This window comes from Fontibacter flavus (assembly GCF_042432905.1).
Lineage (GTDB): Bacteria > Bacteroidota > Bacteroidia > Cytophagales > Cyclobacteriaceae > Fontibacter > Fontibacter flavus.
In genome coordinates, this window is record NZ_JBHLWI010000033.1 from 46,561 (window position 1) to 73,027 (window position 26,467).

The window sequence follows — 26,467 nt, forward strand, 5'->3', positions numbered from 1 at the left end:
AGAAAAGAATATGAACAGAAAATTACTATTTCTCTTTTTCATGCTGTTTACTTGGTCCACATTGGGTTATGGTCAGGATAGGACTGTGGTAGGAAGGGATATTGGAGAGCTCAAGAATATCAAGATTTCAGGAAGGATTACAGATCAGATTACCGGAGAAGCCTTAGTTGGAGCTACTGTTACTGTCCGGGAACTCGAAAAAACCGAAATCACCAATGCCAATGGAAATTTCAATCTGGTTTTGGACCGTGCCGAGTATGTCCTAGAGTTTAGGTATGTGGGATATGAAACCATTGTGTACCCTATAGTGGCAGTGGGTGAGGGGCGAATTAACATCACCATGATCCAGGAAGATTTTACTTTGGATGATGTGGTGATTTTTGGGAGAGATCCTGAGAAAAATATCCGTAGTACGGATATGGGTGCCATCAGTATCAATATGAATACCCTTAAGGAGCTTCCCCCCTTCTTGGGTGAGGTGGATATCATCCGATCTATTGCGACATTACCGGGAGTCAGTCAGGTCGGTGAAGCTTCTTCTGGTCTGAATGTCAGGGGAGGAGGGGCAGATCAAAACCTGATCATGTTTGCCGGAGCACCGATTTACAATCCTTCCCACTTATTTGGGTTGTTCACTGCATTCAATCCTGATTTGGTCAATGACTTTACCCTGTACAAAGCCATCATTCCTGCTAAATATGGAGGAAGAGGCTCCTCAATTTTAGATATTACGCCTAAATCAGGTAGTCTTACTAAATGGGGAGGAGACTTAATGGCGGGCTCTGTTTCCGGTAAAGCTTCCTTGAATGGGCCAATAGTGAAAGATGTGATATCTGCACAGGTGAGTTTTAGAGGATCTTATATCAACTGGCTCTTGAATTCTCTCAATAATCCGGAATTAAGAACCAGCCAAGCCAACTTCAATGATATCAATGGGATATTATATGGGGAGATCAACGATGACCATAACCTGACATACAGTTTTTACAGGAGTTATGATGATTTTGCGCTGGCGTCGGATACGACCATTTCTTGGACCAACCAAAGTCAATCAGTCAGGTATCAGGGTAAATTTGGGGAAAAAGCCTCTGTGGATTTGATAGGGTTCCACACCCTCTATGATTTTTCCATTTTTAACCAATCCGGCATCAATAATTTTGACCTCAAATCAGGGATCATTGATACAGGTATCAGGTTCAATTTCAATTATCAAGTAGGGGATAATAACCGTATCATGCTTGGGGCTGACACCAAAAAGATCACCATAAAACCAGGGGAGTTGATTCCCGATGCTGATTCAGGGGTATTGCCACAGAATGTTCAGGAGGAATATGCCAATGAATCAGGTTTTTACCTACAACATGAATGGGAGTTTGGTGAAAAATTTGGGTTTTCCTATGGAATAAGGTACGATATGTACCAGTATTACGGCCCAAGAACCGTCAGGTCATATGCCGAAAACCTGCCCATTAATTCAGGGAATGTGGTTGGTGAAAGGACCTATCAGGATGGAGAAACCATACAGACTTATGATGGCTGGGGCCCTAGGGTTTCAATGCGTTATTCTATAGACAGCAAAACTTCCATTAAAGCCGGGTATAATAAAATGTACCAATTTATCCACTTGATATCCAACACTGCGACCATTGCGCCAACAGATATCTGGAAACTCAGTGATCAGTTTTTGAAGCCTCAGGTGGTAGATCAGTATTCATTGGGGATTTACAAAAACTTCAAAGGCAATATTTTCGAAACATCTTTGGAAGTGTATTATAAGGATATTCAGAATGTGGTAGAATATAAAGATGGTGCGAAGCTTTTGTTGCAAAATAACCTGGAAACTGAAATTATCCCTGGACAAGGAAAGGCTTATGGTGTGGAGGCTTATGTTAAGAAAAACCTTGGAAGAATTACAGGATGGGCCAGCTACACTTATTCAAGGTCTTTGAGAAGGGTTATTACCCCGTTTGAGGAAGAAATCATCAATGATGGAGAATGGTATCCGGCAAATTTTGATAAGCCTCATGACCTCACCTTGATCGGGAATTATAAGTTGAGTTCACTTACTTCCCTTTCTGCCACATTCTCTTACAGTACAGGAAGACCAGTGTCTTTTCCTGAAGCAAAGTTTGATTTTGCAGGAAATTCATTGGCTTTCTTCAGGGATAGGAACCAACAGAGAATTCCTGATTTTCACCGGTTGGATCTTTCTTTTAATTTCAAATTCAAAGGGAAAGGGAAATTTTATGATGGAGATTGGACATTTGCAGTCATGAATGTTTATGGAAGGAAAAATCCATTTTCAATCTTTTTTGCCGATCAGGCAGGGTCTCCTCCTCAGGCTTATCGTTTAGCCATATTAGGAGTACCACTACCTACATTAAGTTACTCAGTTAAATTCTGATGAAGATGTTAAAGAGATTATTATATATACTATTACTGATCCCGATTTCCTGCATTGATCCATACAATGTTGATTTGGAATCAGGAGAACAATTATTAAGTGTAGAGGGATTTATTACGACCGATCCCGGTCCACATCTGATACGATTGACACGTACAGATACCTATGGTTCGGTCTTTGAAGGGTTGATCAGGCCTGTAAGACAGGCAGTCGTCAATGTGAGGGACAGTGAAGGTCTGGTTACATTCCTGACAGAAACTGAGCCAGGAGTTTATGCCACTCCTTCAGGATTTGCAGCAAAAATAGGATTGTCTTATTCTCTGCAGATCAGGTTGCAGGATGGATCCGAATACAGCTCTTTTCCTGAGAAAGTAAACCCTACGCCACCAATTGAATCTGTTTCATACAGGAGTGTTAGTTTGGCCACGGATAATAGATTGGAAGACAGGATTGGGGTACAGTTGATCGCACACTTCAATGATCCTGGGGACCAAAATAACTTCTACTATTGGAGAACCAATCCGGGGGCTTATAAAGTAGTGGCAAATCCTGAACTATATACAAACCCGCCAACTCATCCTACCAACCCTAGGGGGGCTGCCCCAAAAGCATGTTGTGATATATGTTATTTGATTGAGCAAAGTAGGTTGCAGAATTTTGCGATTGCCTCAGATGAGGATTTTAATGGATTGTCCACTTCGGCAGCAGTCACTTTTATTGAGGATAATGGCCTGAGGTTTAAGGATACTTATAGGGCAGAAGTCTTACAGATGGGTGTTTCCCAAAACGCTCATAGATTCTTGAGATTGGTGGATCAGCAGCTGAAAATCACAGGAAGTGTCTTTGATCAACCACCTGCAAATATCAGGGGGAACATGATCAGCTTGAACAATCCGGATGAAGTTGTATTGGGTTATTTTATTGCCGCGTCTGTGGATACCAAGACTGTCTATATCAAAAGACAGGAATTGGAGTTCACGGCAGTGCCAAGGATCATCCCAGATGATTGCCGGACTGTACCGAATACCACAGTTACACCTCCTTCGTTCTGGAATCCTGAAAACTGATTTTCAAATGAACTCTTCCTGTTCTTGGAAAATGATTCCCTCTTTTTCAAGGAGGTTTAGGATTGGCTCATAAAGATTTCTGATAACAGGGATCAGAAGGCCTTTTTCCTCGATTTTGCCATCTAAGAACAAATCAACCGCAATAGCTAAAGGCAGGCCTACTGTTTTGGCCATAGCGGTAGCTTCTTGATTTTCTCCTTTACAGATCAGGCTTGAAGTAATTCTTTTGGTTCCTTTGGGTGTTTTGACTTCGAAACAATGCTGCATCACAATCATATCTTTGTCTTCAGGAAGGAGTACCCATTTCTCCTCCAAAATAAGCTGTAGGATAGCTGCAGGACTACCTTTGGTCTTTGGTAGGGGAGAATCATCCAATAGTCCAAGCCATTGAATTTTCTCAAGGATTTCATTATTGACCCACGGAAGAATTTCCTGAAGTTTTTCTTCTACTTTTTGTGTTTCTGAGTAGGGTAGAAATGAGTTGAGGAATTCCCTTTTGGAAAATCCTTGCGGAAGGTCCATTTCAAAAGTATCGTCTGTAAGGCCTAGTTGGACAAACACATCCCAGCTTTGGCAGAATCCTGATCTTCTTAAAGTACCTCTTAGCAGTGTTGGGATTTGGTCCAAGCCATAAATTTTCCGATAACTCAATGAATCACGGTTGGCATAGCCATCAAAGTCACCGACTTCTTCAAAGCTGATCTTTTCCAGTCTTTTGAAAAGCATGTGATAAGGTATGTATTTGTATTTGCCATTGCGTATAAATCTTGAAACTCCCTGACCAGCTAGGACGACATTTCTTGGGTTCCAGGTGAATTTATATTTCCAGGGATTGTCTTCGCTTTCCGGTGCCAAAACACCTCCCGTATAGGATTTGAAGGAAGTGATTTCATTTCCCATAGCTTTTTCATGGTCAATGATTTTCATGGCAGACATATGGTCTATGCCTGGATCGAGACCGCATTCATTAAGGAATAAAAGACCTTTGGCATTGATTTCATCTTGAAGTTTTCTGAGGTCTTCAGATTCATAAGAAGCTGTAAAAAAATGTTTGCCCAGTTCAAGGCAATCTTTGGCAATGATAGGGTGTAAAAATGCCGGAAGCATGGAAATCACCACATCTGATTTTTGAACAAGGGTTTTTCTTGATTCAGCATCATCCAGGTTGATTTTTGCAGCGATGGCATGGTGATGGTTTTTTATTTTTTTATCTGCGACTTCTTTACTGATGTCTGCTACGATTATCGTTCTGGATTTGACCGTTGCGGTTTTCAACAAGTATTCTATGAGAAAAGTGGAGGACTTGCCTGCTCCTATGATCAGTATGGTCTGCATCTTGGTCTTCAAGGGTTTTATTGGTTTCCCAAATTGGTAAAAAAGAATCAAGGGTAAAAACAGAATAGGATAAATTCAAAAAAAAGAACAAATGCCGCTTTTTTTTCGTTAATTCAATCCGTTTTAAAGTCAATATGAGTAAAAAAATAGAGTTTAAAGTTTCCCTGAATGTCTATTCATCTGAAGAATGGAATAAAGAAGACAGACAGCTTATGGAAGCAGCCAGAAGGATTTTAGAAAAGGCACATGCGCCATATTCAGACTTTTTAGTAGGGGCGGCACTCCTTTTGGAGAATGGGGAGGTTTTTGTAGCCAATAACCAGGAAAATGTCTCATTTCCTGTAGGTGTATGTGCAGAAAGGGCTGTCCTAAGTTATGCCATGGCCAATAATCCTGAAGTAAAGCCTGTTAAACTTGCTATAGCCGCCAAAAGGAGGAAGGATTCAGGTGCGGCTACAGTGACACCTTGTGGGCTTTGCCGGCAGACGATTAATGAGTATGAAATTAAATTTGGAACCAGCATAAAGGTCATGATGCTGGCCCCTGATGGCAGTATGTTGGTTGCAGATGGGATTGAACAATTACTTCCTTTTAGATTTAATGATTTGAACGGCTAATGAAATCTTCCATAAAATTTGAATATTCGGCACATTATAGAACTTCTCATATTGTAAACCGAAAGGAAAAAGAAATATTTATTGCATTGCATGGTTATGGTCAGTTGTCTGAGTTTTTTCTTAGGAAACTCCACCCTATCTTTTTTGAAGACAGGTTGATCATCGTGCCTGAAGCCACCAATTATGCCTATCATCAAGGATTTTCAGGAAGAGTAGGGGCGAATTGGATGACCAAGCATGAAAGAGAAACGGCAATACTCAACAACAACAATTATTTAAACGCACTGTTACAGTCTTTTTTGCTCAAATATCCCAACAAGCCAAAAATCAAAGTAATGGGTTTCTCTCAAGGAGCAGCTACTGCTACACGATGGGTAAGTCAATTGGCTGTACCTGTGGATACACTGATCCTGTGGGGCGGTGGTTTTGCCCATGACCTTGACCTTGGAAAAGCATCCGAAAATCTTCAGGGAACCAAATGTTATATAGCATTAGGTGATCAAGATGAGTTTGTTACTGAAGAGTCTATTCAAAAGCAGGACGAGCTGATCAAGGCAATGGGACTTGATGTTGAGAAGCTTTCTTATCCGGGAGGCCATGACCTGGAAACACAGCTATTGGCTCAGATACTTGAAGGTCAAAAACTTGATGACCGATACCTGTTAAAAAATGTTTGATTTTAACAGGTAGTTCACTAATTTTCTCAAAATTTTATCATAAAGTCATAATGCTTACCCTATCTGAAAAAGAAGTAGAGAAAATCGCAGGTCAACTGCTGAAGGGGATGATTTGTTTTTACCAGTTGGATAACAAAAAAATATATCATTTACCCGATGATGAAGATTATTTCAATTATGACCTTACCCCAGAGGAAGAGGATATTTTGGATGAAATCGATGAAAATCCGGATAATTATGCGGAATTCGTAAAAATGGAGCCTTCACAAGAACATCAGATGATGGAGACATTTGCAGACAGGATTGTGAAAGAAAGGAACTTTCAGGATGAACTTTTCAATGCTTTGAGTAAGCCTAAGGCAGCCACAGCCTTTAAGTTTTTGATAGATAGTTCAGGAAAGTATAAGGACAGATGGGTGGAATACCGTCTTGACAAATACAAAGACTGGGTAAAAGAGCAAATAGATAGCTTTAATTACGCAGAAGAGTAAGAAAAAAGGGCCACTTCTTTAAAGAATTGGCCCTTTTTTAATTGTGTATCTGGTTAGCTCAGATTCAACAAACATTTACAAAACTTAATCAACCAGTTTTTAGCCATTTCCAAATGGTTTTATAATTGACTTTGGATCCTGTAATCATGATGCCAATGCGATAGATTTTTCCGGCCACCCATGTGCTGAAAAGAAAGCCCAAAATCAGGAGCGACATGGAAAGGATAAGGTCGAATAGAGGAATGCCATAACTGGCCCTTCCCATCATGGCAATAGGTGAGGTGAATGGAATGACAGAAAGCCAAAAGGAGACATTGCTATTAGGATCGTTCAGTACAAAAATAAAAAGCCCCATGTAGGCAATCAGTAAAGGAATGGTAATCGGTAGCATAAATTGCTGTGCTTCTGAAGGAGCATCCACTGCTGCACCAATAGCAGCGAAAAATGCCCCATAAAGCAAATATCCTCCAAGGAAATAAAATATAAATGTCAGGGTGAGTTTGATAAAGTTGATACTGCCAAGAACCATTAAAATCTCCTGAAGCCCAGGTTCGTCTTCAAAATTTTGACTGAATTCAGGGTTGGCAAGTTCCATTGCCTGCTGTTGAGGCATCTGCATGCCAAAATAGCCCATCACTACAAAAGAAACTGAGCTGATCAAAATGATCCAGATGAGAAATTGGGTCAGGCCAACCGCACCAATACCAATGATCTTACCCATCATCAGTTGGAAGGGTTTTAAAGAAGAAACAAGGATTTCTATAATTCTGCTGGACTTTTCTTCAATCACGCCTTGCATGATCTGATTGCCATAGACAAAAATGAAAATGTAAATCAGGATTCCAGATAAGAAGCCTATCGCATAATTTACGGTACTGTCAGAAATGGTTTCGTTGCCTTTGATGTCCAGATTGACTGTTTGGATATTGACCTTAGTCCTGTAGGCAGCAATGACTTCAGGGTCCAAACCTGCCTGATAAAGTCTTTGCTCTTCTATCCTTCTTTTAAGGCTTGCCTCCAAATAGGATATCAAATTCATACTTGGGCTCTTTTCTGCATAATAGACAATGCCATTGGGTTTGGACAAGTCTATTTTTGGAATAAAAAGGAATCCGTGTCTTTCCTGTGATTGAATTAATTTCTTTCCCTCTTCGAATGAACTGTTGGAAAAAGAAAAGGCATATTCGTCTGAACTTTCGATGAAGAACATATTATTCTCATCGACTACTTCAATGATTTTAAGCGCAGATTCCTCTGGCTCATCAAGGGCAATCCACAAAAATAATCCCATAATGGCTGGGAAGATAAGGGGTGTCAGGATGGTAGCGAGGAGAAATGATTTTTTCTGAACTCTAGACAAGTATTCCCGTTTGATGACAAGCCAAATTTTATCCATTGTTATAGTTTTTTACCTGTTGGATAAATATTTCTTCCATGGTTGGAAGCACTTCACTGAAGCCTTTTATCAGTCCAAATTGCATGGCTTCTTCCAAAAGTTCATTTGTGGATTTGCCGTTTAAGGGCACCCTGAATGTATCGTTGTCGTAAGATGAAATTCTATTCCAATTCTTAGGAATCTGTGTCGAAGTAAGATGAATGTTTATTTCATACTCATTTGGCTTGAATTGAGATTTGACCTCATTCAGACTTCCTTCAAGTATTTTTTCAGATTGATGAAACATGGCGATCTGTTCGCATAAAAGTTCTACAGATTCCATCCTGTGGGTAGAGAGCAAAAAGGTGATGCCTTTGTTTTTCAATTCGATGATCTGATCTTTGATGATTTCCGCGTTAACCGGATCAAAACCGGAAAAGGGTTCGTCCAAAATCAGTAATTCAGGTTCATGGATTACGGTGGAAATAAACTGGATTTTTTGGGCCATTCCCTTGGAAAGATCATCGATTCTCTTGTCTTTCCAAAGGCTGATTTCCATCTTCTTCAGCCAGAAATCAACCCGTTCTTTAGCCATTTCAGCGGTTAGCCCTTTAAGTCTTGCAAAATAGATGAGCTGATCCCAAACCTTCATTTTTTTATAAAGTCCCCTTTCTTCGGGCAGGTAACCTATATTGGCAATATGCTTCCTCACCAAAGGTTCCCCTTTGAAATATACTGAGCCAGAATCGCTGTCTATAATCTGGTTGATGATTCTGATCAGCGTGGTTTTTCCGGCACCATTAGGTCCCAGCAATCCAAATATTACTCCTTTGGGAATCTGAAGATTGATGTTTGTTAAAGCTTTGGTCGGGCCAAATGATTTGTTGAGGTTTTGTATTTCCAGGATATCCAATTTGAATGATGTTTGGCTAAAAATAATAAAAAACCTTTTGTTTTTGCCTATTTAATGTTGACAGAACCTACAGAAACATCAATGGTAAGGCTCATTAAATTGGGAGCATTTTCTTTGTACGATTTACTGACATAAGTCTTATTTCCGATGTCCTTCAGGTTTTTGGGTACATTGGTTCGACACATGGCGGTCGATTTGATTTTGAGGATAAAGGGCTGGGTTTCATCTGGAAGCTGTAAGTCAACCTTACCTGCACCAACTGTGGCGTGTATTTCACAAGCTTCCGGCATTCTGTCAGAAAAAGAAAGATTTAAAGCACCGTAGTTTGTTTCAAAAATCATTCTCTTGGCATTGCTGAGATTAAGGTTATAGGCCTCTAGGTTTCCCATATTGATGCTGACCATCATGGTGTCCATTTTTACCGAATTAGCCATTTTTTTACTGTAATCAATACTGATATCAGCACTGGCCGATTTGATAATGGCATTGGAAATAGGCAGGTGAGAAAAGTCAAAAATGGCTTTACCTATTCCAAAATTAAAATGGAGATTATATAAGTAGTTGGAATTGAGCCCCACATTCCAGGTGTGGTCAAAACTATCATTGGAACTTGAGAAAAGTTTATAGGATAGGCTTTTTCCAAGATTTTCAGATTCAACATTTCGGTGTATCAGGTTGGATAGAAGAATCCCATCCTTTATATTATAAGAAAAGGAAGGTAAGATGTTGACTTTGGAAAGTTCACAATCAATGCTAAGAGGATATTCCCCTTGCTTTCTTCTAATTTCAGATACACCTTTATATACATTATAATCCAGGTATACAAGGTTGTATCCACGCCTTTCTTCTACTTTAAATTCCTTAGTGATTTGGGCATGCGATTCGAAGAACAGTCCAAGCACAACACCAAATAACAAGTAAACTCTACTCAACATACGGATAGGTAACGGCAATATCTTCAAAAGGTTCTTAAAGGTATAAAAAAAGCCGGATTTTCATCCGGCTTCAGGTATTTAGAAGAATTCTTTCATTTTATCGAAGAAACTTTTTTCAGAACTGTCAGGGGCTGGTTTGAAATTCTCCGAATTTCTTAGCGCCTCTAAAGTTTGTTTCTCGTCTTTAGAGAGGTGTTTTGGAGTCCAGACATTCACATGGATCAATTGGTCGCCTTTAGCATAACCATTGATGTCTCTTATTCCTTTTCCTTTTAATCGGAGGATTTTTCCACTCTGGGTACCTGGGTCCAGTTTGATTTTGACTTTGCCATCTATGGTTGGAACTTCAATGTTTGCTCCCAATGCAGCGTCAATAAAACTCACATATAAGTCATACACAACATTGTTGCCATCCCTCTGCAAGGTATCGTCTTCAATTTCCTCAATGACGATGAGCAAATCCCCAGGAATGCCTCCTGCTGTTTCGTTCCCTTTACCGGACATGCTCAATTGCATGCCATCAGCCACACCCGCAGGAATATTGATGGTGATAACTTCTTCCTTAAGTATTAAGCCTCTAGCATCTGCTTCAGCAGGTTTTTTGTCTACTGTCTGACCATTACCCCCACATACATGACATGTGCTGGCAGATACCATCTGGCCAAGCATCGTGTTGACGACTTTTTTGATCTGACCTGAACCTTGACAGGTTGAACAGGTTTTGAAGGTTACGCCATCTGCTAAAACCTGACGTTTTACCTTGATTTTTTTCTCTACACCATTGGCAATTTCCTTCAAATTGAGTTTTAGCTTGACTCTCAGGTTAGTACCTTTCTTGGTTCTTCTGCCGCCACGTCCTCCGCCAAAGAAGGATTCGAATCCACCTCCTCCAAAGATGTCACCAAACTGGGAGAAGATGTCATCCATGTTCATCCCGCCGCCGCCGAATCCGCCATTACCGCTGACTCCCTGATGTCCAAACTGGTCATAGCGCTGACGTTTTTCGGTATTGCTGAGGACTTCATAAGCTTCTGCAGCCTCTTTGAATTTTTCCTCAGCTTCAGGATTGTCAGGGTTTTTGTCCGGGTGGTATTGTATAGCAAGTTTCCTGTACGCTTTTTTGATCTCCTCCGGAGTTGCGTTTTTGGAAACCCCTAACACTTCATAATAATCTCTTTTTGCCATAATCTGATCTTAAGCTCCTGTTACAACCTTGGCATACCTGATGACCTTTTCTCCCATGGTATAACCTTTTTCAACAACATCTATTACCTTCCCCTTTAACTCTTCAGATGGTGCCGGGATTTGGGTGATGGCTTCCTGGGTTTCTGCATCAAAAGGTTTTCCGATGAGATCTTCCATCACTTTGACACCTTTGCTCTCTAATGTTTTGACCAGTTTGTGGAAGACCAACTGATTGCCTTCTCGAATGATGGCTCCATCCGTTTCATTTTCATTTGCCTTAAATGCACGCTCAAAGTCATCAATGACAGGTAAAACATCTTTTACGATGTCTTCTGATGCTGTTTTGATCAGGTCAAGGCGTTCTTTGGAAGTTCTTCTTCTGTAGTTTTCAAACTCAGAATATAACCTCAAATATTTATCTTTTAATTCCTCCACTTCCTGCTGTAGTTTTTCCTCTTTGGATAATTCAGGACTTTGAGAGGTCTGCTCACTTTGGTTCTCGGCTGCAGTAGCAGCTGTATCAACTTCCTCTTGCTTTACTTCCTTTTCTTCGGAAGCCATCTGCTCATCTTTCATTATCTCTTTTTCGGCCATTTTATTCAAAATTTAATACTGATTCTGTTAACAATTTATTTGCCATTGCGGATTTACTGACAAACTGACACCTAATCGTTCGTTATGGCATGCCATAATAAGTCTTTAAGCTTTTCCAGGTTGTATTGTGAAACTGATGAGATGAATATTGTCGGTAATTCCTGCGGAATATCCGCTTTCATTTGTTCCATCAGTTCTTCATCTAGCATATCCGATTTGGTAATTGCCAATAACCTTTTCTTGTCCAGAAGTTCCGGATTATATTTTTGAAGTTCTCCCAGTAGGATTTTGTATTGTTCTTTGATGCTTTCGGCATCAGCCGGAATCATAAAAAGAAGGATAGAGTTTCTTTCTATATGTCTTAAAAACCTGAGGCCTAATCCACGTCCTTCAGCAGCACCTTCTATAATTCCCGGGATATCTGCCATGACAAATGATTTGCCGTCACGGTAAGGGATTACACCAAGGTTTGGTACCAAAGTGGTAAAAGGGTAGTCCCCGATTTCAGGTTTGGCAGCAGAGATGCTGGAAAGCAAGGTGGATTTTCCTGCATTTGGAAAGCCTACTAAGCCTACGTCGGCCAGTAATTTCAGTTCCAGTATGATCCACTCTTCAATGCCAGGCTCTCCTGGCTGGGCATAATGGGGTGCTTGATTGGTGGCTGTTTTGAAATGGTCATTTCCCAGTCCTCCTCTACCTCCAGAGGTAAGAATTACTTCCTGGCCATCTTCAGTGATTTCAAACCGGATTTCCTGTGTCTCTGCGTCTTTGGCAACGGTACCTAGGGGCACCTCAAGGATCACATCTTCGCCGTCCCTGCCTTTTCGTCTGCCGCCTTCACCACCTTTGCCGTCTTCAGCGATGACATGCTTTTTATATTTGAGATGGAGTAAAGTCCATAATTGGGAACTGCCCCTTAAGATAATGTGTCCGCCTCTTCCGCCATCACCTCCGTCAGGACCTCCTTTTGGAACGTGTTTTTCCCTTCTAAAATGAACGGATCCTGATCCTCCTGCTCCTGATCTGGAACAGAATTTCACATAATCTATAAAATTGCTATCTGCCACTTTTCTGATTTTTTTAAATAAAAATGGCTAAGCACTAATAGCTTAGCCAAAATAAATTTTTGCAAAGGTAAGAATTATTTGATGATTAGTATTGGTCAATCACCTTGGAGATGTCTTCAAATATACCTTCAATGGTTCCAACCCCGTTTACCTTTGATAATTTACCCTGTTTTTCATAATAGGATGCTACAGGCAAAGTCTCATCAAGGTATACACGGATTCTGGTCTCAATTTTGGCTTCATCTTGATCATCAGTTCTGCCGGAAGTCTTGCCTCTTTCCCTGATTCTCTGTTTAAGGATATCTTCCTCTACATCAAGTGCAATCATACCGGAGATTTGGGTGCCATTTTCTTCCATCAACTTATCCAGAGCTTCCGCTTGGGCAACGGTCCTAGGGAATCCGTCGAAAATGAAACCATTGGTATCCTGAGTGGAGGCTAGTTTATCGCCTACCATGCCAATGACCACTTCGTCAGGCACTAATTTGCCCTCGTCCATAAACTTCCTGGCGAGTTTTCCCAACTCAGTGCCTTCTCCCAAGTGCTTCCTGAAAAGGTCACCGGTGGAGAGGTGGGTCAGTTTGTATTTTTCAATTATTTTTTCGCTTTGTGTACCCTTTCCCGCTCCTGGAGGGCCAAATAAGACTATGTTTAGCATCCTTTTGTTTTTTTGATTCTATATTAAGTACCAGGTGTATCAAGTTTTTAATTGATAGATCTCTGGAAGATTCCTTCCCAAACCATCGTAATCGAGGCCATAGCCCACCACAAACTTATTTGGGATATTAAATCCGACATAATCAAGCTTTATGGGATGTTTGATGGCTTCCGGTTTGTGTAATAAGGTCGCTACAGCCAATGAAGCCGGATTTTTCTCCTTAATCAACTCTACTAAATGCTTCATGCTCAGTCCTGTGTCGACGATGTCTTCCACAACAATAACATGTCGGTTTATCAAATTAGTTTCCAGACCTATCATTTGACTGACTTTTCCTGTAGAGCTTTCCCCTGAGTAGGAGGAAATCTTGATGAAACTGAGTTCTGAGGAGATAGTTATCTGCTTCGCTAAATCAGAAAGGAACATGAAAGCACCGTTTAGAATGCCCAGTATGACCGGCTGTTTCCCGGCATAGTCCTTAGAAATTTCCTTACCGAGTTCATTGACCCTTTCCTGAATCTTATCCCGTTCTAAAAACGGGACGAAAGTTTTGTCTTTAATCTCTACCATTTAGCTCAATAAAAAAGCCCTTATAAGTAAGGGCAATACAAATATAGAAAAAAATGAATCGGAGACATCTATAAAGTTGCTAAACCTATAGATTAGCCATTAAAAACCGATACATTTCTATCATGGATTCAAGGTCTGAAATTGCCACACGTTCATATGGTGTATGTACATTGTCTTCCGGAGCGCCTATAAAACACCAATCTATGGCATAAGGGGAAAACTGAACTTCCCTGCCGTCACTCCCGCCATTTGCTTCTACCTCTAATTGATAAGGTACTTCACTTTTTTCTGCCAATTGGATTATTTTATTCAGAAAAGCTCTTCTTGGAATAAATTTGTCGCGGATAGAAATGGCTACACCTTCTCCATGCAATACGCCATCAGTAACCCATGTGATGTCAGAAATCAACGCTTGCTTGATTGGATGTTCCTCCATAATGAATTTGAGCAGAAATGGCATGCTTCCTCCTCCATGCTCTTCATATGTGGAAAATACTACCCAACCATCTTCCAGCGTTTCGCATAGTTTGAGCGCATTATATATACCAAGTCTATTGTCAAGGTATGCTGCTTGTATAAATTCCCCATCAATCTCTATGTTCTGTTCGAATGAAAGTGGTGTTCCTCGTTCAATAGGCCTTGCAAAATCATGAAATATCTGCTCATCTCTAGTGAAGAGTTTGCATCGTATCGGTCCCAAACGGTCTTCACCTACCAAAACTGCACCTTCTATTATCTCTGGCCCTCCTATAGGGATCAGCTGGTTTTCATAACGGCTCATAAACCCGATAGTATCTATGTGGGCAAAAACCGCAGTTCTGGGATTTCCAAATTTAAGTATCAGACAATCATGATATTGTGGTCCGAAGTAAAGTTTTGGTGTAACCTTCCATGAATCCATTCGTTTGACTATATGATGATGCAGGAATTCAGTCATTGCAGTTTCATCACCCGAAACACTTCTTATATTTAGTAATTCATTTAAAATGTCCATTTTGGCATGGTTTCTGTTATTTTGCTAGATTATAAAATTTGTTTTATATTGAAAAGATTTCCAATAAAGTTTAAAGTATTAAAAAATAAATATACATTTGTGATTAGTTAAAAGTTTATAAATTTGCAGTTAAATCAATCAAACACTTAAAAAATTTTAAAAAAAATTTTTTATTATGAAAAAATTATTACTCTCTACAATTATGGCGGGTGCCTTAGCTTTCGGAGCTAACGCCCAGGTTGACTACAACAGATGGTCTGTTGAGTTTGGTGGTGGGTTTAATAAACCAATGGCTCCTCTTACGCCAGGTTTTTATTCTCCTTCATTGAACCTTGGACATGCTGACCTTGGAGTTAGATACATGTTCAATGAGAAATTTGGTGCGAAACTCGATTTTGGTTTCGGTTCTTTCAGTGAGGCATCCAAAGATAACAATCCTGCATTTTCTACCAACTACCACAGAATCAACCTTCAAGGTGTGGCTAATCTTGGCAGAATGATGAACTTTGAATCTTTCACAAGAAGAGTAAATCTATTGGCACATTTGGGAGGTGGTATCGGTCAAGTTAGACCTCAAGAAGGACCTTTCAGTGATTTCAATGATAATGTTTATAATATCATTGCTGGATTTACTGGTCAGGTAAAACTTTCTGAAAGAGTTGCCTTGACAGGTGATATCAGCACTATCCTTAATGGTAGACAGACTGTAACTTTCGACGGTCAATCTCCAATTGGTCCAACTGATCCTGGCTTCTACGGAGCAAATGGTACATGGTGGACTGGTACTCTAGGTCTTAATATTTATCTTGGTAGCAAAGCAACTCATGCTGACTGGTATGTGGCTGCTGACAAATATGCTACTAAAGATGAATTGGCTCAGCAAATCGGTGAGATCAAAGACATGTTGAAGGATTCTGACGGCGACGGCGTTCCAGATTATTTGGACAAAGAACCAAATACTCCTGCTGGTGCTAGAGTTGATTCTCATGGAAGAACTTTGGATTCTGACGGTGATGGTATTCCTGATCACTTGGACAAGTGTCCATTCGTACCTGGTCCAGCTTCAAATGATGGTTGTGCTATCGAAGAAGTAAAAGAAATCGATTACTTCAAGAAAGCTATCAACGAAGGTTATGTAAATGTTTACTTTGCATTTGACAGCGCTAAGCCACTTGGATACTCTGCTTCTGCGGTTGACTATGTAGCCAATTTCTTGAAGAGAAACCCAGGTGTTAGTGTAGAACTGAAAGGATACGCTGACGAACTAGGTCCAGAGAACTATAACATGAAGCTTTCCGAAAGAAGAGCAAAATCAGTATACGACGTGCTTGTAGCTGCGGGTATTGATGCTTCTAGATTGTCTTACAAAGGTTACGGTGAAGATACTAGTGTAGATAAAGCTTCTGCTGATGCACGTCAATTGGCAAGAAGAGTTAGCTTCGAGGTAAAATAATCGAATCTTATAAAATACAAGAAAGGCTATCCTCCAGGATAGCCTTTTTTTATGCTTTTTGATGTATTGAGTCATCTCTTTTGTACCGCTATTCAAGAAATTCAGAAGCCTCTAGTGATTATCATTATTGATGTTCTACTTCACTTTTTCTTGAAATATTCATCTTTAATTTTTTTAGTCACTTATATTGTGGGTTAAGGAGACAAGTTCTTACCTAGGTAAATTGAAATCAACTCAAAAACAGAAAGGCTACCATTTGGTAGCCTTTCTTGCTTAGTTGTGATAAATATGCGTCTAAATCAATCAATTCTGACAATGTCTGCACCCAGGGCATTTAATCTCTGGTCAATATATTGATAACCCCTGTCAATTTGTTCAATATTGTCAATAATGGACGTTCCTTCAGCAGACAATGCTGCAATCAAAAGAGAAACACCCGCCCTGATATCAGGGGAAGTCATTCTGATACCCCTAAGCGGATATTTCCTGTCTAAACCTATGACGGTAGCTCTATGAGGGTCACAAAGAATGATTTGAGCCCCCATATCAATCAATTTATCGACAAAGAATAAGCGGCTTTCAAACATTTTTTGATGAACCAATACTGTGCCTTTGGCCTGAGTAGCAGTTACCAATACAATACTTAATAAGTCAGGTGTAAATCCGGGCCAAATGGCATCTGCAATGGTTAATATTGAACCATCTATAAAGGTTTCAATTTCATAATGTTTTTGAGCAGGTATAAAGATGTCATCTCCTCTGAATTCTATCTTGATTCCCATGCGCTTAAAGGTGTCCGGGATGATGCCCAATCTATGAATTTGAGCATCTTTGATCGTGATTTCAGATTGGGTCATGGCTGCCAATCCGATGAAAGAACCGATTTCAATCATATCAGGTAAGAGAGTATGCTCCGTACCTTTGAGGTTTTTGACACCTTCAATGTTCAAAAGATTGGATCCTACTCCTGTGATTTTAGCGCCCATGCGGTTAAGCATATCGCATAATTGTTGGAGATAGGGCTCGCATGCTGCATTATAGATGGTTGTCTTTCCTTCCGCCAACACTGCTGCCATAACGATGTTTGCCGTTCCCGTAACAGAAGCCTCGTCCAAAAGCATGTATGCACCTTTGAGTTCGTTGCCATCAATGTTGTAGATTTCTTTTTTGGCATCGTAATGGAATTTGGCCCCTAACTTCTGGAAGCCATAAAAGTGTGTGTCCATCCTTCTACGGCCTATTTTATCTCCTCCTGGCTTTGATAATCTTCCATGGCCAAATCTTGCCAACAAAGGTCCCAATATCATAACAGAGCCCCTTAGGGAGGATGCTTTCTTCAAAAATTCCTCTGTTTCCAGGTATTTCATATCAACTTCATCTGCCTGAAAAGTATAGGATTCAGGCCCGATTTTGTTGACCTTCACTCCCATATCAGCCAAGAGCTCTATGAGTTTATTGACATCACGGATATTGGGGATCTTATTTATGGTGACTTTTTCGGGTGTTAATAAAACCGCACAAAGGATTTGTAAGGCCTCGTTCTTTGCACCCTGCGGGATGATCTCTCCCTTCAGTTTTAGGCCTCCTTTTACTCTGAATGATGACATTTATCTACGTTTTTTGGAGTGACCGCCGTTTCTTCTTCTATCGTTTCCGCTGAATTTTCTTCTTCCTCCTGGAGATGATGATTCAGGTTCAGATGGTAATTTGAAGTCTCTTCTGGTATTGGTCTCAAAAAGTCCCATTTCCCTAACTTTATCTAAATCAATATGGAGCTTACCTTTTGAAAGGGTTTTGATGTCATCCAGAATTATGGCATCATCGAAATTATCCCTGTTCCAGGTAGAGTGGAAGCTTCTCATCAACTGGCCGATGTAAATAATGGCAGCTTCTTGTTCTTCATCATCTTCCAACTCAACTGCTTTTTCGATCAATTTCTCGATGTTTCGGCCATAATGTTTGAATTTTACTTCACCTTTGGGATAGCCAACATTTTTTGGTTTTCTGAAAAGCAGGTCTTGTTCTGGTTTAGGGTATGGTCCATCTACATCTAAGGTAAATCCTGACATAATGTGTATGTCGTCCCATATCTTTTGATCATTTTCTGTTTTCATCTGGGGATTGAGCTGCTTAACTAACTCCACCAAAGCAAAGGCACTTTGGGTGCGCTTATCTCTGTCCTCAATTCCTGCAATATGAATGGCCAGTCTTTGGATATTTTTCCCGTATTCTTTTAAGGTGACTGCGTGCATGTTACTTTCTGTATGTTCCATAAGGTGGTTCCATTATGTGGGCGCTTAAATAATAAAAATCACTTTAATCAGCCCTGTTAATCTATAATCCGAAGCTTTGCAAAGCTAAGTAATAAAACCTTCTCTCCAAAGTTATCAAATTGTATGGTAGCTTTCCTATTGATTCCTTCAATTTCTATCTTGCTGACCTTCCCGAAACCGAATTTAGGGTGCTCAACCAACATGCCTTCCTGAAGGTTATGGGTATTGGAAGGCTTAAAGTCAGGGCTGGGGGTATGGATCTTTGCTGTGGTCATAGGTCTGACAGCCGGCTTTTTGATTCCGATAAAGCCTGATTTTCCCTCACTGGATTCATTTCTTAGCGCACCTGACAATGCGGTGGTCATACGTTTATTGACCCTGATACAAGCTGGATCGACTTCTTCGAGAAAACGGCTGGGTTCACAGTTGAGTAATCTACCAAAGCGATAACGTGTCAGGGCATAGGTTAAGTATAATTTATCCATTGCCCTTGTAGTGGCTACATAGAAAAGTCTTCTTTCCTCTTCCAAGTCTTCTCTGCTCTGCATCATCATCTGAGAAGGGAAGAGGTCTTCTTCCATACCTACCACAAATACCTGCTTGAATTCCAGTCCTTTTGAAGAGTGTATCGTCATCAAAGTCACGGCGTCAGTCGTGTCTTTATCCCTGTCATTGTCTGTTAGAAGTGCGATTTCCTGTAAGAATGCCCCCAGGCTTTTGTCTTCATTCTCGGGATTGTCCACATATTCTTTGATGGCATTGAGCAATTCCTGGACGTTTTCATAACGGTTGAGTCCCTCTATGGTTTTGTCTTCGTACAATTCCCTTAGCAATCCGGATTGTTTGGCAATGGAATTGGCCGCCTCATAGGCATCTTTTCGCTCCATCTCGATGCCAAAACTCTTGATCATGGTGGCAAAATCATCCACTGCATTGGCAGCCCTTCCTCCTAAAAAGCTATTGGCATTGATCACGACTTCCCACAAGGGAATATCATGCTCGTAAGCTGCGACGAGGATTTTTTCCACTGTGGTGTCGCCAATTCCCCTTTTGGGGTAATTGATGATACGCTTAAAGGCTTCTTCATCTTCCTTATTGACCACAAAACGCATATAGGCCATCAGGTCTTTGATTTCTTTTCTCTGATAGAAAGAAAGACCTCCTACGATTTTGTAGGTGATGTTCATTTTTCTCAAGGCTTCTTCTATTGACCTTGATTGAGAGTTGGTCCGGTAGAGGACAGCAAAATCACTGTTGTCGAGCTTCTTATTGTTTTTTTCTTCAAATATGGTCATAGCGACCAACCTGCCTTCTTCATTGTCCGAACTTGCCTTGATGAGTTCGATCAGCTCTCCGTGGTGATTTTGGGTCCAGACTTCTTTTTTGAGCTGGGCCTTGTTTTTGGCGATGATGCTATTGGCTGCCTGTACAATATTTTTAGTGGATCTATAATTCTGTTCCAATTTGACGACAAAAAGATCCGGGTAGTCTTTCTCGAAATTGAGGATGTTCTGTATGTCTGCCCCCCTGAAGGCATAGATACTCTGGGCATCATCACCCACAACGCAGATATTTTGATGCACAGCGGCCAGCTTTTTGGTGATCAGGTATTGGGATAAGTTGGTATCCTGAAACTCATCCACCATGACATATTTGAAGCGCTGTTGGTACTTGTTCAGTACATCCAAATGGTCACGGAAGAGGACATTGGTATTAAAGAGCAGGTCGTCAAAATCCATCGCCCCGGATTTGAAAAGCCTCTTTTGGTAATTTCGGTAGATTTCTCCCATTCGGGGCTTCATGGCAGCTTCATCGTCAGCTTTGATATAAGGATCATTGATGTAGGTCTCCCAAGAAATCAGCCTGTTTTTGGCACCTGAAATTCTGGATAGTACCGTGTTTGGCTTATACACTTTGTCATCCAGCTTCATTTCTTTGACGATGGTACGTATCAGGGATTTGCTGTCGTCCGTATCATAAATGGAAAAGTTGGATGGATAGCCGATTTTTTCCGCTTCCACTCTCAGGATTTTTGCAAATATGGAGTGAAATGTACCCATCCAGGTGTTGCGGGCTTCCAGTCCAATGAGCTTTTCAATCCTGTGCTTCATTTCACTCGCTGCCTTGTTGGTGAAAGTCAGGGATAGAATGTTAAAAGGATCTACACCCTTGGCATGTATCAAATGGGCGATTCTATAGGTAAGTACCCTTGTTTTGCCCGAACCTGCACCTGCGATGATCATGACAGGTCCTTCGGTATGCTCTACTGCTTCTCTTTGGGGGGAATTGAGTCCTTTTAAATAATCCATACTGCTAATTTTCCAACAATTGTCAAAGTTAATGCTTTTTAGATTGGCGATAAACCTTAGAAGTGATCAATCTCTAAAATCTCGATTTCATCCATTTTAATAATACACTTTAAGTCACTGATTAACTGGATTTTGGGATTTAATCAGGCTTGCTTTTGGTTAATTTCCAGCGATTGTGGCTCCAAAGATAGATTTCCGGTTGCTCTCTGATATTTTTTTCCAATAAGCGTATAAATTCATCCGTGATGCTATGTGCTGCACTTGATTCGTAAGGGGGGCAGTCCATTAAGCTATAAGTAAAGGTGTAGTGTCCTCTTTTGGGTTTTTCTACATAGGCATAGACCACCGGATGTAGGAACCTTTTGGCCAGTTTTTCGCCACCTTCAAAAAAAGCTGTTTCCCTGTTCATAAAGGGGGCCCAATAGCGGATTTCTCCCATGGTAGGCCTTTGGTCAGCTGCCAGTACAATTAGTCTTGGCTGGTCTCTTTTTCTGAGGTAATCCCTTTGAAAGGCAGCCCTTTCGATCAATCCTGCTCCAAATCTGGTTCTGATTTTTAACATCAATTTTTCAAAAAAAGGATTATTTACCTTCAGGTATACCACATCCAGTTGATTAGTGATGTTTGCGGAGGTTTGAAGCAGGTGCATTTCCCAATTGAAAAAATGTCCGGTCATGCCAATCACTACTTCGCCATTGCGAATAGCGTCCAGGACAAGTTCTTTGTTGTTGACTAAAATTCTCCTGTTCAGTTCTTCTTTTGATATGCTGTACATTTTGATTGTTTCAGCAAAAGAGTCAGTCAGGTTTCTGAAAAACTTTTCAGCGATACGATTCCTTTCTTTTTGGGATTTTTCAGGAAATGCATGGTATAAGTTTTCTTGAATCACCTTTCTTCTGTATCTTAAGATGTGATAACCAATCAGATACAGGATGTCTGTAAGCAGATACAGAAATGATAAAGGTAAATAAGATATCAATTTGAATAAAATCATAAGTCGAGGAACATCTTTGGACTTGTGTTCTAGGTCAAATAAAGCCAAAAGCCTTGACTTTATTCAAAAAAATTAGTGATAAATTCACCCTTTGATTACTTTTGAGGCTTATGTCTGAAGTTCAGCGAAAAAAATATTCCGACAAGGATAAGAACCATATATTCGATCAGGAATTTATGCCCCACATAGATTCCATGTACAATTTTGCCTATAGGCTAACCTTTGACGAGGATGACGCCAAAGATCTGGTTCAGGACACCTATCTGAAAGCATACCGTTTTATCAATTCATTTGAGCAGGGCACTAATGCCAAAGCCTGGCTTTTTAGAATCCTGAAAAATTCCTTCATCAACGATTATAGAAAGAAGAGTAAGCAGCCTGCGAAGATTGATTATCAAGAAGTTGAAACTTATTACAACTCGGATGATGTTGATTATAGCAGCACGACGGATTTGAGGGTGGATGCGGTAAAGGACATGCTAGGTGATGAGATTTCCAATGCGCTAAACAGTCTTGCGGTGGATTTCAGAACAGTCATTATCCTTTGTGACCTTGAAGGGTTTACCTATGAGGAAATGGCCAAGATTCTGGATATTCCAATAGGTACGGTTAGATCAAGATTGCACAGAGCCAGGAACTTATTGAAAGACAAATTACGTTCCTATGCACAGACCATGGGTTACGATACTGACGAAGAAGAATAAGAAAATAATAAATTAGAAATTAAGATTACCAATGAGTTCAATGGATAACAATTCAATGTCTGAGGGTAAAAAGCAATCATGTTCGGATGTGAGCAAGTGCTTTCAGCTTTTGGAAAGCATTCTGGATGGAGAGAATGTGCCTAACTCTGAAGACATCATCAAAGAGAAGTTGGAGAAATGCCAGCCCTGTTTTCAGCATTTTCATCTGGAACAGGCAATCCGCGAGGTGTTAAGGACAAAATGCTGTAAGCAAGCCACCCCAGATGAATTGGTGGACAGTATTAGGCAGAAAATCCAGGAAATTAAGTAAACATTTATGTCTACAGGTAAAGCAATCATTTTTTCGGCTCCTTCAGGTTCAGGAAAAACCACAATCGTCAGACATCTTTTGGGAAAATTCCCCAACATCGGTTTTTCGATTTCTGCATCTACCAGAGATAAGCGTGGCAGAACAGAACAAAATGGTAAAGATTATTATTTTTTGAGTCCCGAAGAATTCAAGAAAAAAATTGATGAAGATGCCTTTATTGAGTGGGAGGAAGTCTACGAAGGCAATTTTTATGGAACACTCAAAGAAGAAATCCAGCGCTTATGGGATGAAGGGAAGCATGTGATCTTTGATGTAGATGTCAAAGGTGGTGTTAATCTCAAAAAGTACTTTGGAGATAAAGCATTGGCAATATATGTAAAGGTGCCTTCATTGGAAGTTTTGCATGAAAGGCTCAGAGATAGAGGTACTGAAACTGAGGAAAGTCTCTCCAGAAGGCTGTACAAAGCTAAATTTGAATCCAGTTTTGAAGACAAATTTGATGTGACTATCCTCAATGACGATATACAGAATTCATTTACTGAGGCAGAACGGTTAGTCGGGGAATTTCTTTCCAAATAAACCCATATTTCACTTTGAAAATAGGCTTATTTTTCGGATCTTTTAATCCTATTCACATAGGCCATTTGATTATCGCCAATGTGATGCAGGACCAGACAGACTTGGATGAGGTGTGGTTTGTGGTGAGTCCTCAGAATCCGTTTAAGACACAAAAATCATTACTTCATGAATTTGATCGGCTAAAGATGGTAGAGCTCGCCATCGCCGATCATTTCTTTTTTAGGGCCACAGATGTGGAATTCCATATGCCCCGGCCAAGCTATACAATTGATACGCTGACTTACCTCGCAGAGAAATATCCCCACCATGAATTCAAATTGATTGTGGGAGGTGACAATCTGCCCCATTTCCATAAGTGGAAAAATCACGAACAGATACTCGAGCATTATGGATTGTATGTCTATCCGAGGCCCGGCGAAAAAACGGAATATGACCATCCCAATGTCAGGTTTGTGGAAGCGCCTTTGATGGATATTTCTGCAACATTTATCAGAAAGACGATCAAAAATGGCCATTCCGTGAAATATTTGTTGCCGCAGCCGGTAGAAGAGTATATCAGGGATAAGAAGCTTTTTATTTGAGGTTTATTTGGAATTTGATCTCTGCAAACCTTTTAGATGTGGACTTCTTTTTGTTGATCATTTTATAAACACCATAAACTAAAGAAGTATCGGAGTATTCACCTTTATTTTGCTAAATTAACGTGAATTCGGTTTAAGCGCAAAGCATTAATTGAGCTGAAGGTAATTCGAAATCAATATTTAAAGAAGGTTTCTTGGGGAAAAAACAATACGCCGTTAATGCTGAAATGATATTGATGAGGAAATTGTTGATTGACCTATGCCGTGTATGTTCGATTTTACACATATTTTTGAGTTCATCGTTCACACATTCAATGATAGCTCTTTTGCGCAAAAGTATTCTGTCGTTTGCTGAGATATTGTGGTTTTTCATGTTTTTTCTTGGTTTGGCGATCAGCTGTATTCCGTTTCCAAAAAGCAGGTCCGAAAGGGCCTTTGATATGTACCCCTTGTCTCCGAAAAGCTTTCCGAACTGGTTTTCAGTCATGGATTTCATGACTTTAAAATTACGGTCATCGACATTTCCTTTTGTTAGGTAAAAAGACAAAATCTCTCCTTTGTCGTTGATTATCAGGTGTAATTTAAACCCGAAAAACCAGCCTATGGAGCACTGGCCCCTTTCGGCAACTCCTTTGAAAGTTTTATGCTGATGGATTCTCCTGTTGTGGCATGATCTGAGAGGGGTGGAATCAACAAAGCTGATTCCTGTGGACTTGCCTAAACCCTTAAGTTTCAGGAAAAGCATCATGGGGACAGCTACCCGGCTCTGTAGCTCAACGAAACGATTGTAGGAGACCAGACCAGGGAAAAGGTCTTTCATATGAGCGCAGACATAGAGGTTGTAGAATGACATAAAGTTCGAAAACTGTCCATAATGGAAGAGCACCAGGATACTCATGATCTCAGAGTCTGAAAGGGAAGCCTTTCTGTTCCTTAATTTATTAGTCGATGATTCCAGAAGGTGATTTTTGATTTCGGACTCAAATTCTATACAGAAATCATCGATTGTAACGAAAAATTCGGTAACTTTATCTTTAAGCATAAGGGGTTGTTTTTGATGTTAAAATATTGAATGTCAACAGTTTAATATAATCAAAAACACCCTTTTTTCATACTAAAATCAAACAAATTTTATCCCGAATTCACGTTAAATTATTTAAATTTCGATTATTAATAAATAAAAATAATTCTGGTAATCAGAAGGCAAGGATTTTCTAAATTCTTTGTTTAAGCTATCGAATTGTTCATGAATTGTTTCTCCGGAAACCCCAAAAACTATCTGATTTTGATCAGCAAAACTTTTATTTCTGACTTTTAAACCTGTGGTCATATCATCCGAAAAATAGGAAATCATCTGCGCCTTGGAAGAATTTAGCTCTATTACTAAGGGGTAATAATGCAATGCATGAAAAACGGTGGCTATCAGTTGATCTTCCTTTCCAAAGTACAAACCTTCATGGAGTGAGTAGGTATCACTATTTGATAGCTTTTCATAGAATTGATATCCATTTTCTACATTGACAAAAAAATCATCAGGGATTTTCCTTTTCCCAAAATTCACCTTTGAAAAAGGTTTGAAAGTAAAATCTTCACTAGCTAAGTAAAGTGTATCGTTAAATGTAAAGGAAGTTAAAATCTTTCCCTCTTGGCTTGCAAATGGGGAGTATGCCTTGAAATAAGGGTTAAAAGTTTTTGGGGCTTTAGGAATGGATTTACTTTGGATTCCCTTAGAATTCAAAGTAAAAACCTGAAATGGTATTTCAGGGGACAGGTTATTGTTATACATCATGTATTTCTCACCTATCTTTTGGATGAATCCAGCTCTATTCGATAGTTTTTTTAAGAAAAACGGTTTTAGATTGTGGTCAAAAGTATAAATTGATTCACCGTTTATCAGGACAAAAAGCGAATCCTTTTCCGTGAAAAAATTAGTTATTCCATTAAGAGAGATAATTTGATCTCCATAAAATCCTGCTTTGTTAAGAAGATTACCATCGTGGTCAAATTGGATAAGAATACCAGAATGGTTTTGATCAAAAAGAAAAATATTTGATTGGGTCACTAAAATATCTGTGGGAGTATGGATGGGCTGTAAAGTTTTTAACCTTATAATTTTTGAACTTTTCCCAATTTTTGAAAGGTTCATTTCTTGGAAGCTTTCAGAAACATTAATTTCTGGAATTCTATTTTGTGGATTATTGCATGAAAAAAACAAAGAATAGAATATTAAACAGGTTAGAATTTTCTTTATCATGTTTTTATCGGATTTGGATGCTTTTCCATTGACCAATTTGAATTTGATAAAAGCTATAATTGTGTAACTGTGAAATAGTGAGCATTAGGTATTCAGCTATTTTTTAAATTTTTAAACTCTTTTTTTTA

26 protein-coding genes are annotated in these 26,467 nt (G+C 39.8%); 10 read left to right on the plus strand and 16 right to left on the minus strand.

What is annotated here, in order from left to right:
• Window positions 1-10: 10 nt before the first annotated feature.
• Window positions 11-2,404 (plus strand): TonB-dependent receptor, encoded by a 2,394-nt coding sequence (locus tag ACFFIP_RS12135; RefSeq protein ID WP_382387920.1) that lies wholly within the window; start codon window positions 11-13, stop codon window positions 2,402-2,404.
• Between the two features lie 5 nt (window positions 2,405-2,409).
• Window positions 2,410-3,471, plus strand: a complete 1,062-nt coding sequence (locus ACFFIP_RS12140; protein WP_382387921.1) for a DUF4249 domain-containing protein — start codon at window positions 2,410-2,412, stop codon at window positions 3,469-3,471.
• Window positions 3,472-3,474: 3 nt separating this feature from the next.
• Here the strand turns inward: ACFFIP_RS12140 and ACFFIP_RS12145 are convergent, their stop codons facing one another.
• Window positions 3,475-4,806, minus strand: coding sequence for a saccharopine dehydrogenase family protein (locus ACFFIP_RS12145; protein ID WP_382387922.1), 1,332 nt, complete (start codon window positions 4,804-4,806; stop codon window positions 3,475-3,477).
• Window positions 4,807-4,940: 134 nt separating this feature from the next.
• Between ACFFIP_RS12145 and ACFFIP_RS12150 the strand changes: the two genes are divergently transcribed.
• From ACFFIP_RS12150 to ACFFIP_RS12160, 3 genes are read left to right on the plus strand one after another with little or no spacing between them, the layout of a single operon-like run.
• The gene (locus ACFFIP_RS12150) at window positions 4,941-5,423 is read left to right on the plus strand and encodes a cytidine deaminase (RefSeq protein ID WP_382387923.1); all 483 of its coding nucleotides are present in this window, start codon (window positions 4,941-4,943) and stop codon (window positions 5,421-5,423) included.
• The gene (locus ACFFIP_RS12155) at window positions 5,423-6,100 is read left to right on the plus strand and encodes an alpha/beta hydrolase (protein WP_382387924.1); all 678 of its coding nucleotides are present in this window, start codon (window positions 5,423-5,425) and stop codon (window positions 6,098-6,100) included. The genes ACFFIP_RS12150 and ACFFIP_RS12155 overlap by 1 nt, the downstream gene beginning before the upstream one ends.
• 50 nt (window positions 6,101-6,150) lie before the next feature.
• Entirely contained in the window at window positions 6,151-6,591 is a 441-nt protein-coding gene (locus ACFFIP_RS12160) for a UPF0158 family protein (RefSeq protein WP_382387925.1), read from the plus strand.
• An 88-nt stretch (window positions 6,592-6,679) separates the two neighbouring features.
• Here the strand turns inward: ACFFIP_RS12160 and ACFFIP_RS12165 are convergent, their stop codons facing one another.
• The 9 genes from ACFFIP_RS12165 to ACFFIP_RS12205 all read right to left on the minus strand — a co-directional run bounded on the left by ACFFIP_RS12165 (window position 6,680) and on the right by ACFFIP_RS12205 (window position 14,882).
• A complete protein-coding gene (locus ACFFIP_RS12165; RefSeq protein WP_382387926.1) occupies window positions 6,680-7,987 on the minus strand; it encodes an ABC transporter permease in 1,308 nt (435 codons plus the stop codon).
• Window positions 7,980-8,879: an ABC transporter ATP-binding protein gene (locus ACFFIP_RS12170; RefSeq protein ID WP_382387927.1), complete on the minus strand. Its 900-nt coding sequence runs from the start codon at window positions 8,877-8,879 to the stop codon at window positions 7,980-7,982. Before ACFFIP_RS12170 ends, ACFFIP_RS12165 begins: the two co-directional genes overlap by 8 nt.
• A 47-nt stretch (window positions 8,880-8,926) precedes the next feature.
• A complete protein-coding gene (locus ACFFIP_RS12175; RefSeq protein WP_382387928.1) occupies window positions 8,927-9,814 on the minus strand; it encodes a hypothetical protein in 888 nt (295 codons plus the stop codon).
• 78 nt (window positions 9,815-9,892) lie between these two features.
• The gene (gene dnaJ / locus ACFFIP_RS12180) at window positions 9,893-10,999 is read right to left on the minus strand and encodes a molecular chaperone DnaJ (protein WP_382387929.1); all 1,107 of its coding nucleotides are present in this window, start codon (window positions 10,997-10,999) and stop codon (window positions 9,893-9,895) included.
• 9 nt (window positions 11,000-11,008) lie between these two features.
• Window positions 11,009-11,593 carry a nucleotide exchange factor GrpE gene (locus ACFFIP_RS12185; protein ID WP_382387930.1) on the minus strand — a complete coding sequence of 195 codons (585 nt, stop codon included), beginning with the start codon at window positions 11,591-11,593 and terminating at the stop codon, window positions 11,009-11,011.
• 71 nt (window positions 11,594-11,664) lie between these two features.
• A complete protein-coding gene (gene obgE / locus ACFFIP_RS12190; RefSeq protein ID WP_382387931.1) occupies window positions 11,665-12,660 on the minus strand; it encodes a GTPase ObgE in 996 nt (331 codons plus the stop codon).
• Between the two features lie 85 nt (window positions 12,661-12,745).
• On the minus strand, window positions 12,746-13,318 hold the full coding sequence (locus ACFFIP_RS12195) for an adenylate kinase (protein WP_382387932.1): 573 nt from the start codon (window positions 13,316-13,318) through the stop codon (window positions 12,746-12,748).
• A 39-nt stretch (window positions 13,319-13,357) separates the two neighbouring features.
• On the minus strand, window positions 13,358-13,888 hold the full coding sequence (gene hpt, locus ACFFIP_RS12200; RefSeq protein ID WP_382387933.1) for a hypoxanthine phosphoribosyltransferase: 531 nt from the start codon (window positions 13,886-13,888) through the stop codon (window positions 13,358-13,360).
• Window positions 13,889-13,973: 85 nt separating this feature from the next.
• Window positions 13,974-14,882: an aminopeptidase gene (locus ACFFIP_RS12205; RefSeq protein ID WP_382387934.1), complete on the minus strand. Its 909-nt coding sequence runs from the start codon at window positions 14,880-14,882 to the stop codon at window positions 13,974-13,976.
• A gap of 175 nt (window positions 14,883-15,057) precedes the next feature.
• Here ACFFIP_RS12205 and ACFFIP_RS12210 point away from each other — a divergent pair, with 175 nt between their 5' ends.
• Entirely contained in the window at window positions 15,058-16,335 is a 1,278-nt protein-coding gene (locus ACFFIP_RS12210) for an OmpA family protein (RefSeq protein ID WP_382387935.1), read from the plus strand.
• A gap of 299 nt (window positions 16,336-16,634) precedes the next feature.
• Here ACFFIP_RS12210 and murA read toward each other — a convergent pair whose 3' ends face one another.
• The 4 genes from murA to ACFFIP_RS12230 all read right to left on the minus strand — a co-directional run bounded on the left by murA (window position 16,635) and on the right by ACFFIP_RS12230 (window position 21,911).
• Window positions 16,635-17,942, minus strand: coding sequence for a UDP-N-acetylglucosamine 1-carboxyvinyltransferase (gene murA, locus ACFFIP_RS12215; protein WP_382387936.1), 1,308 nt, complete (start codon window positions 17,940-17,942; stop codon window positions 16,635-16,637).
• Window positions 17,943-18,608, minus strand: a complete 666-nt coding sequence (locus tag ACFFIP_RS12220) for a DUF4290 domain-containing protein (protein WP_382387937.1) — start codon at window positions 18,606-18,608, stop codon at window positions 17,943-17,945.
• Window positions 18,609-18,664: 56 nt separating this feature from the next.
• Window positions 18,665-20,917, minus strand: a complete 2,253-nt coding sequence (locus ACFFIP_RS12225; RefSeq protein ID WP_382387938.1) for an ATP-dependent helicase — start codon at window positions 20,915-20,917, stop codon at window positions 18,665-18,667.
• Between the two features lie 139 nt (window positions 20,918-21,056).
• Complete coding sequence (locus tag ACFFIP_RS12230) at window positions 21,057-21,911, minus strand: lysophospholipid acyltransferase family protein (protein ID WP_382387939.1); 855 nt, start codon at window positions 21,909-21,911, stop codon at window positions 21,057-21,059.
• A gap of 110 nt (window positions 21,912-22,021) precedes the next feature.
• Between ACFFIP_RS12230 and ACFFIP_RS12235 the strand changes: the two genes are divergently transcribed.
• From ACFFIP_RS12235 to nadD, 4 genes are read left to right on the plus strand one after another with little or no spacing between them, the layout of a single operon-like run.
• On the plus strand, window positions 22,022-22,615 hold the full coding sequence (locus ACFFIP_RS12235; RefSeq protein ID WP_382387940.1) for a sigma-70 family RNA polymerase sigma factor: 594 nt from the start codon (window positions 22,022-22,024) through the stop codon (window positions 22,613-22,615).
• 40 nt (window positions 22,616-22,655) lie between these two features.
• Window positions 22,656-22,925 carry an anti-sigma factor gene (locus tag ACFFIP_RS12240; protein WP_382387941.1) on the plus strand — a complete coding sequence of 90 codons (270 nt, stop codon included), beginning with the start codon at window positions 22,656-22,658 and terminating at the stop codon, window positions 22,923-22,925.
• Between the two features lie 6 nt (window positions 22,926-22,931).
• Window positions 22,932-23,504: a guanylate kinase gene (gene gmk, locus ACFFIP_RS12245; RefSeq protein ID WP_382387942.1), complete on the plus strand. Its 573-nt coding sequence runs from the start codon at window positions 22,932-22,934 to the stop codon at window positions 23,502-23,504.
• 14 nt (window positions 23,505-23,518) lie between these two features.
• The gene (gene nadD, locus ACFFIP_RS12250) at window positions 23,519-24,085 is read left to right on the plus strand and encodes a nicotinate (nicotinamide) nucleotide adenylyltransferase (protein ID WP_382387943.1); all 567 of its coding nucleotides are present in this window, start codon (window positions 23,519-23,521) and stop codon (window positions 24,083-24,085) included.
• A 133-nt stretch (window positions 24,086-24,218) separates the two neighbouring features.
• On the opposite strand, the gene ACFFIP_RS12255 is transcribed toward nadD, so the two are convergent.
• Both ACFFIP_RS12255 and ACFFIP_RS12260 read right to left on the minus strand, forming a co-directional pair.
• Window positions 24,219-25,127 (minus strand): IS982 family transposase, encoded by a 909-nt coding sequence (locus ACFFIP_RS12255; RefSeq protein WP_382387944.1) that lies wholly within the window; start codon window positions 25,125-25,127, stop codon window positions 24,219-24,221.
• 114 nt (window positions 25,128-25,241) lie between these two features.
• A complete protein-coding gene (locus tag ACFFIP_RS12260; protein WP_382387945.1) occupies window positions 25,242-26,231 on the minus strand; it encodes a 6-bladed beta-propeller in 990 nt (329 codons plus the stop codon).
• Window positions 26,232-26,467: the final 236 nt, after the last annotated feature.